This window comes from Streptomyces sp. NBC_01551 (genome assembly GCF_026339935.1).
In the GTDB taxonomy this organism is placed as follows: Bacteria; Actinomycetota; Actinomycetes; order Streptomycetales; family Streptomycetaceae; genus Streptomyces.
On sequence record NZ_JAPEPX010000001.1, the window covers coordinates 4951062 to 4965878 of the forward strand.

Here is a 14817-nt window from a genome sequence, read left to right on the forward strand (position 1 = left end):
CGGACGGGGTGTCAGGCGGACGGGGTGTCAGGGGCGGGCTCCTGGGCCGGGAGTGCCTGGGGCGACCCGTTCACGGTCGGAAGGCTCGGGGACTCCGGGTCGGGCACGGCCGGCGCGGGCGGCGCGGACCCCGGTGTCGAGGCGGCGCCCGGGGTGTTCGGCGGCGGGGCGGCGCCCGCTCCCCGGCCGGCGCCCAGCACCGGGGTGCCCGGTGCTCCCGCGGGGCCTTGTGCTCCCGGGATGCCCTGTGCTCCCGCGGGCCCCGGTGCTCCCGCGGGCCCCGGTGCTCCCGCGAGCCCCTGCGCTCCCGCGGGCCCCTGTGCTCCCGGGGTGCCTTGAGCTCCTGCGGCTCCCGCGGCGTCCGACGGCGTCGCGCGTTCGAGGAAGCGGAGGAGTTCCACCGGGAACGGCAGGACCAGGGTGGAGTTCTTCTCCGCGGCCACCGCCACCACCGTCTGCAACAGCCGCAGCTGCAGCGCGGCCGGCTGGTCCGACATGACCTCCGCCGCCTCGGCCAGCTTCTTCGACGCCTGGAGCTCCGCGTCCGCGTTGATGACCCGGGCGCGGCGCTCCCGGTCCGCCTCCGCCTGGCGGGCCATCGAGCGCTTCATGGTCTCCGGCAGCGAGACGTCCTTGATCTCGACCCGGTCGATCTGCACGCCCCACCCCACCGCCGGGCTGTCGATCATCAGCTCCAGCCCCTGGTTCAGCATCTCCCGGTTCGACAGGAGATCGTCCAGGTCCGACTTTCCGATGATCGACCGCAGCGACGTCTGCGCCATCTGCGACACCGCGAACCGGTAGTCCTCCACCGCGATGATCGCGTTCGCCGCGTCCACGACCTTGAAGTACACGACCGCGTCCACCCGCACCGTGACGTTGTCCCGCGTGATGCCCTCCTGCGCCGGCACCGGCATCGTCACGATCTGCAGGTTCACCTTCTTCAGCCGGTCCACGAACGGCACGATCGTGGTGAACCCCGGCCCCCGGATCCCGGGCCGCAGGCGGCCGAGGCGGAACACCACGCCCCGTTCGTACTGCTTGACCACCCTGGCGGCGGCGCCCAGGTAGACGACGGCTCCCACTCCCGCGGCGATCCCCGCGGCCAGCAGTTCTTCGACCATGACGGCCCCCTGCCGGACATACGTTCCTACCTACGGTATGCCCTACAACCAGGCCGCGAACTCCAGCAGCAGCTCCGCGTCCCGGCGCCGCCCCGCGGCCAGCGCCCGGTTGCCGGACTCCACCGCCCGGAACAGCGTCCAGCCCCGCAGCCGGTCCCGGTCCACCTCCAGCGAGTCCGCCAGCTTGTTCACCCGCCGCCGTGCCCCCGCCGCGCCCGCGGAGGAGGCGACCTGGTCCTCCAGCCGGTCCCGGACCAGCCGCGCCAGGTCGTACGCCCGCTCGCCGACCAGCGGGTCCGGGCCCACTGTCAGCCACGGCGCCCGCTCGCCCGCCAGTACCTTGCCCTGCCGGAAGTTCCCGTGCAGCAACAGCTCCTCGCCCGGGACCGCCGTCAGCTCCTCCCGCGCCTCCAGAGCCGCCCCGGCCAGCGCCCCGACCTCCGCCGGAGCCGACCGCAGCGCCTCGGACTGCGCCTTCGTCCGCTCGGCCACCGTCTCCCAGTCGTGCGCGTCACCCGGCGCCACCCACAGCCTGCGCAGCGTCCCGCACGCCTCCAGCAGCGCCTTCGCCTCCGGCAGCGACCGCAGCGACACCTCCGGGTGCAGCCGCTCCAGCAGCAGCGCCCCGTCGTCCGCGTGGTGGCGGGTGTCCAGGACCCGGACGGCCCCGAACCCGCCCCAGTGCGCCAGCGCGGCCAGCTCCCGGTCCGGGCGCGCGGACGGAGGAGCCAGCTTCAGCGCGGCGGGGGTCCCGTCGGCGTACCGGACGAGGACGAGCAGACTGCTCCGGCCCCCCGGCGCCTGCACCCGCTGGGCCAGCACCCCACGCCGGGCCAGCGCCGCCCCGGTGAGCTCGGGCAACTGCCCCAGCCAGTCCGCGTCCTGCGCCGATTCCGGCGTCTCGCCGAGCGCCCGTACAAGCCGCTGCGGCGGTTCGAAAGCCATGCGTGCGTGGTCCCTTTCAGCTGGTCCGGGCTCCTTCGGAGCGTTCCGTGAGCCCAGGGAAGGCTACGCCGACACCGCGCCAGCGTGCCGCGCGCACGGCCGCGGCGGTCAGTGCGTCGGCCGCCTCCCGGCGCAATCCGCCCTCCGCCGCCCGCACCAGATCGGAGTACGCGCCGGCCACCCGGTCCTCGATCTCGGCGGCGAGCCGCCGGGCGTCGGCCGGGCCGCGCACCTCGAACGGCAGGGCGTACGCGGCCTCCGCCGGCCGCGGCGCACCGCCCAGCTCGCGCACCGTCCGGGTGAGCGCGTCGCGCCGCGCGACATGGGCGCCGTACGCCTCGCGGGCCTCGCTCGCGCGTGCCCCGCCGCTCCGGGCGCCGATCACGCCGTAGCCGTACGCGGCCGCGTGCTCGGCCGCGAGCGCGGACTGCGCCGCCTCCAGGGCCCGGCCGGCGGGGGAGGGTTCGGGCTTCACGACGTGGCTCCCGGGGTCGAGGTCAGCAGGTACGCGTGGACGGCGCCGCACGCCGCCACCGAGGCCAGCATCCGCGCCAGCTCCCCGGGAGCCCCGGCCAGGGCCATCGTCCGGGCCTCCGACAGGGACCGCTCCGCATCGGCGAGGGCGGCCAGGGCCTCGGCGGGCTTCGCGGGAACGGGCTCCGCGCCGGGCGCGGCCGCCCCACTGGCCGACGTCGACGACGTGGAAGACGCCGAGCCGGACCGGGCCGGCGAGGGCGAGGAGGAGGGGGACGGCTTCGTGCCCGAGGGCCCCGCGAGCGCCAGCGCCTCGCCGTGCGCCGCCACCGCCCCGCGCAGCGGACCCAGCCGCCCCGCCAGGCCGGGGTGGGCGGCGACCGTCGCGTCGTAGCGTTCCAGCAGTCGCTCACTGTCACGGACGGCGGCCTCGCGCATCCGCCGTTCGAGTGGAATGCCGGTGTCCGCGTCCGACGGGCCGCCGCCGGAGCACCCTCCGAGCAGCGTGGCACCGGCCACACCGGCGGCGCCGGCGAGCAGCCTCCTTCGCGAGGGCCGGGGGGGCTGGGTCCAGGGCACGGCGACGTCCTCGGGGTGATGGCGGGACAAGGTGTGATCACGGTACCCGGGGCCCCCCGCGGAGTGCGGACGGCAACACCCTCCGCGACCGGATACCCTTTGACCTGACACACGACGGAAACCACAACAGCACACGCGGCCGAGGAGTCACCCGGATGAGCACCACCCAGAGCGACAGGCTGCGCGGACTGCTGGAGCCGCTCGTCGCCGCCAAGGGCCTGGACCTCGAAGAGATCGAGACGTCCAAGGCGGGCAAGCGCCGGATGCTGCGGATCATCGTGGACTCCGACGAGGGCGTGGAGCTGGACACCTGTGCCGAGCTGAGTCGCGAGATCTCCGACAAGCTCGATGAATCCGACGTGATGGGCGAGGACGAGTACGTCCTCGAAGTGAGCTCCCCGGGCGCCGACCGCCCGCTGACCGAGCACCGCCACTACGTCCGTGCCATCGGCCGCCTCGTGAAGTTCCAGCTGACCGCCGAGGACGCGAAGGGTGCCGGGGAACTGGTCGCCCGCATCCTCGACGTCGACGACGAGGGCATGGACCTCGAAGTTCCGGGCGTGAAGGGCCGCAAGGCGACCGCCCGCCGCATCGCGTTCACCGACATCGCCAAGGCGCGTGTCGAGATCGAGTTCAACCGCAAGGACAAGAAGGAAGAGGAGGCGTAGCCGTGGACATCGACATGAGTGCCCTGCGGGGTCTGGTCCGGGAGAAGGAGATCTCCTTCGACCTGCTCGTCGAGGCGATCGAGTCGGCCCTCCTCATCGCGTACCACCGCACCGAGGGCAGCTTCCGGCGTGCCCGCGTCGTGCTCGACCGCACCAACGGTCACGTGGTCGTATGGGCGACGGAAGACCCGAAGGACCTCGAAGAGGGGCAGGAGCCCAAGGAGTTCGACGACACCCCGTCGGACTTCGGCCGGATCGCCGCGACGACCGCCAAGCAGGTGATCCTGCAGCGTCTGCGCGACGCCGAGGACGACCTGACGTTCGGTGAGTTCGCCGGCCGTGAGGGCGACGTCATCACCGGTGTCGTCCAGCAGGGCAAGGACCCCAAGAACGTCCTCGTCGACATCGGCAAGCTGGAGGCCATCCTGCCCGTGCAGGAGCAGGTCCCCGGCGAGGAGTACACGCACGGTCTGCGTCTGAAGACGTACGTCGTGCGGGTGGCGAAGGGTGTCCGCGGTCCGTCCGTGACCCTGTCGCGGACCCACCCCAACCTGGTGAAGAAGCTGTTCGCCCTGGAGGTCCCGGAGATCGCCGACGGCAGCGTCGAGATCTGCGCGATCGCCCGTGAGGCCGGTCACCGCACCAAGATCGCCGTACGGTCCACCCGCGCGGGCCTCAACCCGAAGGGCGCCTGCATCGGCCCGATGGGCGCCCGCGTGCGCAACGTGATGGCCGAGCTGCACGGCGAGAAGATCGACATCGTCGACTGGTCGGACGACCCGGCGGAGATGGTCGCCAACGCCCTGTCACCCGCCCGGGTGAGCAAGGTCGAGGTCGTCGACTGGGACACCCGCTCCGCACGGGTGACCGTCCCCGACTACCAGCTGTCGCTGGCCATCGGCAAGGAGGGCCAGAACGCCCGCCTCGCCGCGCGCCTCACCGGCTGGCGCATCGACATCCGCCCGGACACCGAGGTGTCGCCCGACGCCGACCGGGCCCGCGCCGGGGAATAAACCACTACCGGCCGGTGTTCCCGGCCGGTAGACAGGGATCCCGCAGGCCGGGATCCCTTCCATCTGGTCCCGCAAGGATCACGACAACGTCCGTTCGATTTTTCGCCCGAAGGGGTGAGGTCGGTGCGGGGAGGTAGACTTAGGCGTGTCTGGCCGGACGCAAGCCCGCGCATGCCCCGAACGCACCTGTGTGGGGTGTCGGGAGCGAGCGGCCAAGAGCGATCTGCTGCGCATCGTGGCGATCGAGGACGAATGCGTCCCCGATCCACGCGGTACGCTGCCCGGCCGGGGTGCCTACGTGCACCCCGCCGCGGTCTGCCTCGACCAGGCGGTCCGCCGCAGAGCGTTCCCCCGGGCCCTTCGGTCCGCCGGAGCGCTCGACACGACGGAACTGCGCAAAGCCCTGGCCGGTGAGGCCGGGGCGACACCGTAAGAAGTAGTACGGCACGGATACCCCGTGCGGTCAGGTACCTCGCGAGTTGGAAGTAGGTCGAGATTGCGATGAGCACTCGATGAGTACGCGATGAGTACGCCCATGAAGTAGCGACGGTCCGGCGTAACCCGGACCTAAAAGGAGCGAAGTGGCTAAGGTCCGGGTATACGAACTCGCCAAGGAGTTCGGGGTAGAGAGCAAGGTCGTCATGGCCAAGCTCCAAGAACTCGGTGAATTCGTCCGTTCGGCGTCCTCGACGATCGAGGCGCCGGTTGTACGCAAGTTGACTGACGCACTGCAGGGGCCCGGCACCGCCGGCAAGTCCGCTGCAAAGCCCGGCGCGCCCCGCAAGGCCGCGCCCGCCAAGCCCGCGGCGCCCTCCCCGGCCGCCGCGGCACGTCCTGCTGCCCCGAAGCCCGGCGCACCGGTGGCTCCCAAGCCCCCCGTTGCCGAGGCTCCGGCCGTCAGCGCCCCGGTGACCCCGGCCGCACCCGGCCCGCGTCCCGGTCCCAAGGCTCCGGCCGCCCCGAAGCCCGCTCCGGCGGCTCCCGTGGCGACCGAGTTCTCCGCGCCTCCGGCGGCCCCGGCCGCCCCGGCGCGCACCGAGCGTCCCGCCGCGGCCCCCGGCCCCCGTCCGGCGCAGCAGCGTCCGGCTCAGGGTCAGGGTGGCCAGGCCGGTGCCCGTCCCGGCGCCCCGCGTCCGGCCGGCGCCACGCCCGGTGCCCAGGCCCCGCGCCCCCAGGGCGCTCAGGCCCCGCGCCCCCAGGGCGCCCGTCCGGCCGGTCCCCGTCCGGGCAACAACCCGTTCACCTCTGGTGGCTCCACCGGCATGGCGCGCCCGCAGGCGCCCCGTCCGGCCGGCGCTCCCCGTCCCGGTGCCCCCGGCGCCGGTGGCGGCCAGGGTGCTCCCCGCCCGCAGGGTGGTCCCGGTGGCGCTCCGCGTCCGCAGGGTCCCGGTGCGGGTCGTCCGACCCCGGGCGGCATGCCCCGTCCGCAGGGCGGCGCCCCGCGTCCGGGTGGTGCCCCCGGTGGTAACCGTCCGAACCCGGGCATGATGCCGCAGCGTCCCGCTGCCGGTGGTCCCGGTCCCCGTCCCGGTGGCGGCCCCGGTGGCCGTGGTCCCGGTGCGGGCGGTCCGCGTCCCGGTGGCGCCGGTCGTCCCGCGGGCGGCGGCTTCGCCGGTCGTCCGGCCGGTCCGGGCTCCCGTCCCGGCGGCGGTGGCGGCTTCGGTGGCCCCCGTCCGGGTGGCGGCGGCTTCGGCGGCGGTCCGGCCGGTGCCGGTGGCGGCGGTCGTCCCGGCTTCGGCGGGCGTCCCGGTGGTCCCGGTGCCCGTGGTGGCACGCAGGGTGCCTTCGGCCGTCCCGGCGGTCCGGCCCGTCGTGGTCGCAAGTCCAAGCGTCAGAGGCGCCAGGAGTACGAGGCCATGCAGGCCCCGTCCGTCGGCGGCGTGATGCTGCCCCGCGGCAACGGCGAGACCGTTCGCCTGTCGCGCGGTGCTTCCCTCACCGACTTCGCGGAGAAGATCAACGCCAACCCGGCGTCGCTCGTCGCCGTGATGATGAACCTCGGCGAGATGGTCACTGCCACGCAGTCCGTCTCCGACGAGACGCTCGAGATGCTGGCCGGCGAGATGAACTACCAGGTTCAGATCGTCAGCCCGGAGGAAGAGGACCGCGAGCTCCTCGAGACCTTCGACATCGAGTTCGGCGAGGACGAGGGCGGCGAGGAATACCTCATGCCGCGTCCGCCGGTCGTGACCGTCATGGGTCACGTCGACCACGGTAAGACCCGACTGCTCGACGCCATCCGCAAGACGAACGTCGTCGCGGGCGAGGCCGGTGGCATCACGCAGCACATCGGTGCGTACCAGGTCTCCACCGAGGTCAACGACGAAGAGCGTCGCATCACCTTCATCGACACCCCGGGTCACGAGGCGTTCACCGCCATGCGTGCCCGTGGTGCCAAGTCGACCGACATCGCGATCCTCGTGGTCGCGGCCAACGACGGCGTCATGCCGCAGACGATCGAGGCGCTCAACCACGCCAAGGCCGCCGGCGTCCCGATCGTCGTCGCGGTCAACAAGATCGACGTCGAGGGTGCCGACCCGGTCAAGGTGCGCGGTCAGCTCACCGAGTTCGGTCTGGTCGCTGAGGAGTACGGCGGCGACACGATGTTCGTCGACATCTCCGCCAAGCAGGGTCTGCACATCGACTCCCTGCTCGAGGCCGTCGTCCTCACCGCCGACGCCTCGCTCGACCTGCGTGCCAACCCGGAGCAGGACGCTCAGGGTATTGCGATCGAGTCCCACCTCGACCGCGGCCGCGGCGCCGTCGCCACCGTCCTCGTCCAGCGCGGTACCCTCCGCGTCGGCGACACGATGGTCGTGGGCGACGCCTACGGCCGAGTGCGCGCCATGCTCGACGACAAGGGCAACAACGTCGAGGAAGCGGGTCCGTCGACCCCCGTCCTGGTCCTGGGTCTCACCAACGTCCCCGGCGCCGGCGACAACTTCCTCGTCGTGGACGAGGACCGTACGGCCCGTCAGATCGCCGAGAAGCGTGCTGCGCGTGAGCGCAACGCCAACTTCGCCAAGCGCGTCCGCCGGGTGTCCCTGGAAGACCTCGACTCGGTCCTCAAGGCCGGTCTCGTCCAGGAACTCAACCTCATCATCAAGGGCGACGCGTCCGGTGCGGTCGAGGCTCTCGAGTCCTCGCTGCTCCAGCTCGACGTCGGTGAAGAGGTCGACATCCGCGTCCTGCACCGCGGTGTGGGTGCGGTCACCGAGTCCGACATCGCCCTGGCGATGGGCTCCGACGCCATCGTCATCGGTTACAACGTCCGTGCGGCCGGCCGTGCCGCGCAGATGGCGGACCGCGAGGGCGTCGACGTCCGCTACTACTCGGTGATCTACCAGGCCATCGAGGAGATCGAGGCGGCCCTGAAGGGTCTCCTCAAGCCGGAGTACGAAGAGGTCGAGCTCGGTACGGCGGAGGTCCGCGAGATCTTCCGCTCGTCCAAGCTGGGCAACATCGCGGGTGTTCTCATCCGCTCCGGCGAGGTCAAGCGCAACACCAAGGCGCGCCTGCTGCGCGATGGCAAGGTCATCGCGGAGAACCTCACGATCTCCGGTCTGCGCCGCTTCAAGGACGACGTCACCGAGATCCGCGAGGGCTTCGAGGGTGGTATCAACCTCGGTTCCTTCAACGACATCAAGATCGACGACGTCATCGCGACGTACGAGATGCGCGAGAAGCCGCGCGCGTAAGCGCGAGGCGGTTCGCACCGTGTCGTAACACCGGGGCCGGTCGGCGGAATATCCGTCGATCGGCCCCGGCCGTTGCGTGTACGGTTCTGGTGACCCGGCCGCGCGAGCGCCGGGTGATCCTGCCGGACGACGGCCCGGCAGGCCACCGAACCCGCACCGGCGGGATATCCGGAACTGCATGTACGTGGGGACTCTGTCCTTCGATCTGCTCCTCGGCGACGTTCACTCGCTGAAGGAGAAACGCTCCGTCGTCCGGCCCATCGTGGCCGAGCTCCAACGCAAGTTCTCGGTGAGCGCGGCCGAGGTGGGCGACCAGGACCTGCACCGCAGGGCCCGCCTGGGGGTCGCCCTGGTGAGTGGGGACGCGGGGTTCGTGTCGGACGTACTGGACCGCTGTGAGCGGCTGGTCGCGGCGCGTCCGGAAGTGGAACTGCTGTCGGTACGACGGCGGCTCCACGGTGATGAAGACTGACTGCAAGAAAAGAAGGAGACGGACCAGTGGCCGACAATGCGCGGGCGAAGAAGCTGGCAGACCTCATCCGGGAGGTGGTGGCCGAGAAGCTGCAGCGTGGTGTCAAGGACCCGCGGCTCGGTACGCACGTGACCATCACGGACACCCGGGTCACCGGCGACCTGCGGGAGGCCACGGTCTTCTACACGGTCTACGGCGACGACGAGGACCGTGCCAGCGCGGCGGCGGGCCTGGAGAGCGCCAAGGGCGTCCTGCGCTCCGCGGTCGGCCGGGCGGCGGGAACCAAGTTCACGCCCACCCTGACCTTCGTCGCCGACGCCCTCCCGGAGAACGCGAAGACCATCGAGGAGCTCCTCGACAAGGCGCGCGCCTCCGACGCCCAGGTGCGGGAGGTGTCCTCCGGTGCCCAGTACGCCGGCGAGGCCGACCCGTACAAGAAGCCGGGCGAGGACGACGACGAGGACGCAGCCGCGGAATGAGCAGCAACGCAGGGAAGACGCCGGACGGCCTTGTCATCGTCGACAAGCCGTCCGGCTTCACGTCGCACGACGTGGTGGCCAAGATGCGCGGGATCGCCAAGACCCGCCGCGTCGGGCACGCCGGCACGCTCGACCCGATGGCCACGGGCGTCCTCGTCCTGGGCGTCGAGAAGGCGACCAAGCTGCTGGGCCACCTGGCGCTGACGGAGAAGGAGTACCTCGGGACGATCCGTCTCGGGCAGAACACCCTCACCGACGACGCCGAGGGCGAGATCACCTCGTCGGCGGACGCCTCCGCGGTCACCCGCGAGGCCGTCGACAAGGGCATCGCCAAGCTGTCCGGCGAGATCATGCAGGTCCCGTCCAAGGTCAGCGCCATCAAGATCAAGGGTGTGCGCTCCTACAAGCGCGCCCGCGACGGCGAGGACTTCGAGATCCCGGCCCGGCCGGTGACCATCTCGTCGTTCCGCGTGTACGACATGCGGGACGCGGAGGCCGAGGACGGCACCAAGGTCATCGACCTCGTCGTCTCCGTCGTCTGCTCCAGCGGTACGTACATCCGCGCCCTGGCGCGCGACCTCGGCGCCGACCTCGGCGTCGGCGGGCACCTGACGGCGCTGCGCCGCACGCGCGTCGGGCCCTACAAGCTCGACCGGGCGCGGACGCTGGACCAGCTCCAGGAGGAGCTGACCGTCATGCCGATCGGCGAGGCGGCGGCCGCGGCTTTCCCGCGCTGGGACCTGGACGCGCGGCGGGCCTCGCTGCTCGCCAACGGCGTGCGGATCGAGATGCCGGAGGAGTACGAGGAGGGCAAGACCGTCGCGGTCTTCGGACCGGGTGGGCAGCTGCTCGGGCTCGTGGAGAGCAAGGGCGGCAAGGCGAAGTCGCTGGCGGTCTTCGTCTGAGGCGCCGTCTTCGTCGGAAGCGCCGTCTCGTCCGAGGCGCCGTTTTCCCCTGCTCCGCTGCTCTGCCGCGCTGTTGATCTGCGCAGTGCCGATTGACGTGGAGCGGTGAGCGCACATGGTCTGCTGCTCACCGCTCCACGACCCCCCTCGGGTAGGTCTCTATCCATCCGGGGCCTCGTATTCACCCGTCCGAGCAGGCGCTCGGAGTGAATGGAGGGAGCGTTAGGGGGCGCTTTCGCCCCGCGTGCTTTTCCTGCTGATCTTCACCTGCCTACCGTCATGAGCACGGGGCGTGGCGGGGGAGTGGTGCGGCAATGGCGGAGCTCGTGAGGATCTGCGATCTTGCCGGGCGGCCGCGCGGCAGCGGATTCGTCGCGGACGACCGCGGGACGGTGATCACCAGCCACGAGGCCGTCGACGGACTGGCCCGGGTGGTCCTGCACGGCCCCGGCGAGCGGACTTGGCTCGCGGAGGCGCAGGACGTGACCCCGCTGCCGGGGCTGGCGCTGGCGCTGGTGCGGACGGACGGGCTCGGGGTGGCGCCGCTGCCCGTCGCGATGTGCGAGCTGATCCTTCCGGGGACTTACGTACGGCTGCCCGCGCGGGGCTGGCGCCAGGCGCGGGTGCTCTCGGCGGACGCGGAGGCCACCTACACCGCGACGGACCGTTTCCATGTGCTGCCGGCGGTGGTCGAGCTGGCCATCGGCACCGACGGGCGGGATGCGCTGCGGCTGGGGGGCGAGGCCTGCGGCGGGCCGGTGCTGGACGCCGAGACCGGAGCGGTGCTCGCGGTCCTGGGCACCGCTCTCCAGGCGGAGCGGCGCTCCGGCGGTTTGGCGGTGCCGTTGCGCGCGGCCGCGGCGGCCGATCCGGGCGGTGCGCTGGCGGCGCTGCTGGAGCGCAACGCGGCCAGTGTCCCCGGGTACGGGGCGGACCTGAACCTGGCGGGCGCGCTCGAACTGACCGGGACCACGGTCGGCGCCGCCCTCACCCCGGAGCAGCCCGAACCGGTGCCCCGGCCGGGGATCGCGGCCGAGCTGGCCGCGTTCACCGCCGGGGACCGGCCCGTCCTCGGCCTCGTCGGAGACCCCGGGACCGGCCGCACGACCGCCCTGGCCGCCCTCGCGGCGGCCCGCGCGCGCGGCGCGTACCCGGCGCCGACCCTGTGGCTGCGCGGCGCGGACCTCCTGGCGGGGGACGCCTCCCTGGCCGACGCCGTCACCCGCACCCTGGAATCGGCGGCCCGGATCGTCTCCTGTGCCACCCCCGCCGCCGCCCCGGCCGGGCCTGACGACGACGGCACCGGCCCGCCGGCCCCCGACGCCGCCCGCCGGAACTCCGACCGGTCTGCGAAGCCGAGCGCCCACGCCCGCCGCCGCACCCGCCCGTGGCCGAGCCCCGGCGGGGCCGCCGCCGGCCGAGCGCAGGCGCCGGCCCCCGACACCGGCCGCCGACCCGCCGCGCCCGCGCACGAACCGGACCCCGCAGGGTCTGCGGGCGGTTCCGGTGGGGTGGCCGGCGGGTGGGGCGCGGGGTCGGGCGATGCCGGAGGCGGACGCGGCGGTGTTGCGTCGGCGTCTGAGGGAGGCTCTGCGGGGGCTGCCGCGAGGGCGTCCGGGGTGGGGCCTGGGGGCGGTGCCGGTGGGGTGGCCGGCGGTCGGGTGCCGGAGCAGCGCAGCGGCGCGGGTGCCGGAGAGGCTGCGGGGGTGGTGGCCGGGCCGGAGCCTGCTGGGGTTGGCGCGGGGGCGTCCGGGGCGGCGCGCGGGCCGGGGGCCGAGGGGGCGGGTGGCGGTGTGGGTGGTCGGCGGGTTGCCGGGGCCGTGGGGGAGCGGGGTTCTGACGGGGCGTTCGGAGGCGGGTGTGGGGGGTGGGGAGCGGCGCGGGCTGTCGGCGCCTCGGGCCGGGGTGGAGCTGCGACAGCTCCCGCGCGGTCGGCCGCGCCGTCCGGGGCGGACCCGGGCGAGGGGATCGCCGGGCGGGTGGCGCGGTTGGCGGGCGGGGCCGGGCGGGCGTTGCTGGTGGTGCTGGACGCGCCCGAGGAGATGCCGTCGCAGCTGACCCACCGGCTCGGGGAGTGGACCGACGCCACCACCGCCTGGCTGCGCGGTACCGGGGCGCGGCTCGTCGTAGGGGCGCGGCCCGAGTTCTGGGAGCGGGCCGGCGCGCTGTATCCGCCCGAGGCACTGCACACCCCGGCCCGCGCCGCCCGGCGGATGCCGCCCGCGCTCGCGGTCGGCGATCTCACCCCCGCCGAGGCGGAACTCGCCAGAGCCCGCCTCGGGATCCCCGCCGGCGCCGTACAGGAGGCCGACGCGCGGCATCCGCTCACCCTGCGCCTGCTCGCCGGTGTCCGCGCCGCCGAGGTCACGGCCGGCCGGCCCGGCCGCGACGACGTGTTCGGCGCCCACCTGGACCTGCTCGCCCTCCGCGTCGCGGTGCGCATCGCCGCCTCGGCCTCCGCACGCGTGCACGGCCCCGGCGTACGGCGGCTGGCCGCCCGGGTCGCCGGACGGGTGCACGAGGCCGCCCGCCGCTGCCTCGGCCCGGGCCAGGGCGAGCTGGACCGGGCCTCCTTCGAGGAGCTGTTCCCCTGGCGCACCGGCTGGGCCTCCGCCGTGCTCACCGAGGGGCTGCTCGTCCCCGCCGGGCCCGGCTACCGCTTCGCCCACGAGGAACTGTCCGACTGGCTCCAGGCCGGCCACCTCGACGTGCCGGCCGCCCTCGACTGCCTCGTCCACCGGCCCGCCGCACCCGGCCTGCCCGTCCCCCGGCACCGCATCGGCCCCGTCCTGGAGGCCCTGCGCCGGCTGCCGCGCGCCGAGATGCGGAACCAGTTGATGCGACTGCTCGGCGCCCTCAACGCCTTCGCCGAGGAGCGGACGGGCGGCGCCGTCCACCCCGACCGGGCCTGGTGGGCCGCCCGGCTGCTGCGCGAGACCCTGCTGCGCGCCCCCGACGCCGTACCCCACCTGCCCGTCCTGCACGCCCTCGCCGAGCACGTGGCGCGGACCGCCCACGCGACGCACGCGGTGCAGGCGCCCGATGCAACCCGTCCGACCCGTCCAACCCGTCCAACTCCTCCAACCCACGCAGGCCACCGCACCGGCCCCGGTCCCGACCCGTACGACACCTTCGGCGGCTGGTTCTGGAACCGGCTCCGCCTCCCCGAGCCCGACCGCCTCGACCTCCTGCGCCGCCTGCTGCCCTCGGACCACCGCTACCTCGACGCCGCCGCCCGACGCCTCGCCCGCGACCCCCGCTTCGTACAGCCCCTGCTCTGCGCCTGGTTCACCGACGAGCGCCGGCTGCGCGGCCGCCCCGGGGCCACCGTCGCCACCGCCGCCCAGGCCCTCCTGCACACCCACCGCCGCCCGGCCGTGGACGACCTCACCGAGGCCCTCGTCGCCGCCGCGCACTCCCGCGCCGACGAGCTGCTCGCCGTACTCGCCGAGGAGGAACCCTCCGCGCTGTGCCGGGCCGTGGACCGCTGGGCCCACGACGAACGGCCCGGGCGGCGGGTCGCCGCCGCCGCGTACGGGCTGGCCACCGCCCCGCACGTGCGCACCCCCGCCGACCGGGAACTCCTGCGCCACGCCGCCCAGGCGCTGCTCGCCCGCCCCGGCGACGCGACCCTGCACGGCAGCGCCCTCGGGATGCTGCTGCGCGACCCCCAGGTCCGCGCCCGCTACCTCCCCGACGCCCTCGCCTGCTTCCGCGACCCCGAGCGCGGCTCCCGGCTGCCCGCGACCGCGCTGGTCTCGGCGCTGCCCGTACTGCCCGACCCGGACGCCGTGTTCGACGCCCTGCGGGCCCGGGCCGACGGGGAGGTGCTCCGGGCCCTGGCCGCGCTGAGCACGCCCGGGCTGGCCCGCCGCGCGGGGGACCTCGTACGGGACCACCTCGCGCGCCATCCCGGGGACGCCCCGCACGCCGCCGCCTTCGTCGACCGGCGCCTCGAACACGGCCTGGCGGCGGGACCGGTGCTGCGCCCGCTCGTGCTGGACCTGCTCCGGACCGGCCCGGTGTCCGTACGGGCCGCGCTGGCCGCCGTACTGGCCGCGCCCGGCGGGGAGCCCTCGCACGCGCTACGGGGCGAGCTGGCCGACGTACTGCTCGCGCAGGAGGCGGATCCGCAGGTGCTGGGCGCGTTCCTGGAGGCCGTCGCCACCGGGGCCGCCGGGCGCCCCGAGGACCGCACCCGCGAGCTGCTGCGCCGCACCGGGCGGCAGCTGCTGCGGGTCCCGGGCGGACCGGCGGTCTTCGAGCGGCGGACGGTGGAGCTGGCCCGGACCGACCCGGCCTTCGGCGCGCTGGTCGCCCGCTGGCTCGCGGAGGCCGGCCCGGCGGCCGCGGCGCTGCTCGGGCCGAGCGCGCGGCGCACGGTGGAGACCCTCAGCAGAGCCGCCTGCGATGTGACCTGAACCGCAGGTCCGGGGCCCCGCGAGCGGCCCGGCCTGACG

The 14817-nt window shown here is 74.2% G+C and carries 12 protein-coding genes; 8 read left to right on the forward strand and 4 right to left on the reverse strand.

The genetic code is table 11. From position 1 onward, the window contains the following. Positions 1-11 precede the first annotated feature (11 nt). The 4 genes from OG982_RS22550 to OG982_RS22565 are packed head-to-tail and all read right to left on the reverse strand — an operon-like array spanning position 12 to position 3152. Entirely contained in the window at positions 12-1124 is a 1113-nt protein-coding gene (locus OG982_RS22550; protein WP_266949179.1) for a slipin family protein, read from the reverse strand. Between the two features lie 42 nt (positions 1125-1166). Then, positions 1167-2069, reverse strand: coding sequence for an aminoglycoside phosphotransferase family protein (locus tag OG982_RS22555; protein WP_266783968.1), 903 nt, complete (start codon positions 2067-2069; stop codon positions 1167-1169). 16 nt (positions 2070-2085) lie between these two features. Beyond that, complete coding sequence (locus OG982_RS22560; protein ID WP_266783966.1) at positions 2086-2544, reverse strand: ferritin-like domain-containing protein; 459 nt, start codon at positions 2542-2544, stop codon at positions 2086-2088. Continuing rightward, positions 2541-3152, reverse strand: coding sequence for a hypothetical protein (locus OG982_RS22565; protein WP_266783964.1), 612 nt, complete (start codon positions 3150-3152; stop codon positions 2541-2543). Before OG982_RS22565 ends, OG982_RS22560 begins: the two co-directional genes overlap by 4 nt. A gap of 125 nt (positions 3153-3277) precedes the next feature. Here OG982_RS22565 and rimP point away from each other — a divergent pair, with 125 nt between their 5' ends. From rimP to OG982_RS22605, 8 genes are all read left to right on the forward strand, one after another. Continuing rightward, on the forward strand, positions 3278-3790 hold the full coding sequence (rimP, locus tag OG982_RS22570) for a ribosome maturation factor RimP (protein ID WP_266783962.1): 513 nt from the start codon (positions 3278-3280) through the stop codon (positions 3788-3790). A gap of 2 nt (positions 3791-3792) precedes the next feature. Continuing rightward, positions 3793-4803, forward strand: a complete 1011-nt coding sequence (gene nusA, locus OG982_RS22575; RefSeq protein ID WP_266783960.1) for a transcription termination factor NusA — start codon at positions 3793-3795, stop codon at positions 4801-4803. Positions 4804-4948: 145 nt separating this feature from the next. Next, entirely contained in the window at positions 4949-5236 is a 288-nt protein-coding gene (locus tag OG982_RS22580) for a YlxR family protein (RefSeq protein WP_266783958.1), read from the forward strand. Positions 5237-5384: 148 nt separating this feature from the next. Continuing rightward, positions 5385-8501 carry a translation initiation factor IF-2 gene (gene infB, locus OG982_RS22585; protein WP_266783956.1) on the forward strand — a complete coding sequence of 1039 codons (3117 nt, stop codon included), beginning with the start codon at positions 5385-5387 and terminating at the stop codon, positions 8499-8501. Positions 8502-8679: 178 nt separating this feature from the next. Further along, positions 8680-8973: a DUF503 domain-containing protein gene (locus tag OG982_RS22590; protein WP_008737690.1), complete on the forward strand. Its 294-nt coding sequence runs from the start codon at positions 8680-8682 to the stop codon at positions 8971-8973. Between the two features lie 26 nt (positions 8974-8999). Beyond that, a complete protein-coding gene (gene rbfA / locus OG982_RS22595; RefSeq protein WP_266783953.1) occupies positions 9000-9452 on the forward strand; it encodes a 30S ribosome-binding factor RbfA in 453 nt (150 codons plus the stop codon). After that, a complete protein-coding gene (gene truB, locus OG982_RS22600; RefSeq protein WP_266783951.1) occupies positions 9449-10357 on the forward strand; it encodes a tRNA pseudouridine(55) synthase TruB in 909 nt (302 codons plus the stop codon). The genes rbfA and truB overlap by 4 nt, the downstream gene beginning before the upstream one ends. A gap of 314 nt (positions 10358-10671) precedes the next feature. Next, positions 10672-14778, forward strand: coding sequence for a hypothetical protein (locus OG982_RS22605; protein ID WP_266949180.1), 4107 nt, complete (start codon positions 10672-10674; stop codon positions 14776-14778). The last annotated feature ends 39 nt before the right edge of the window (positions 14779-14817 follow it).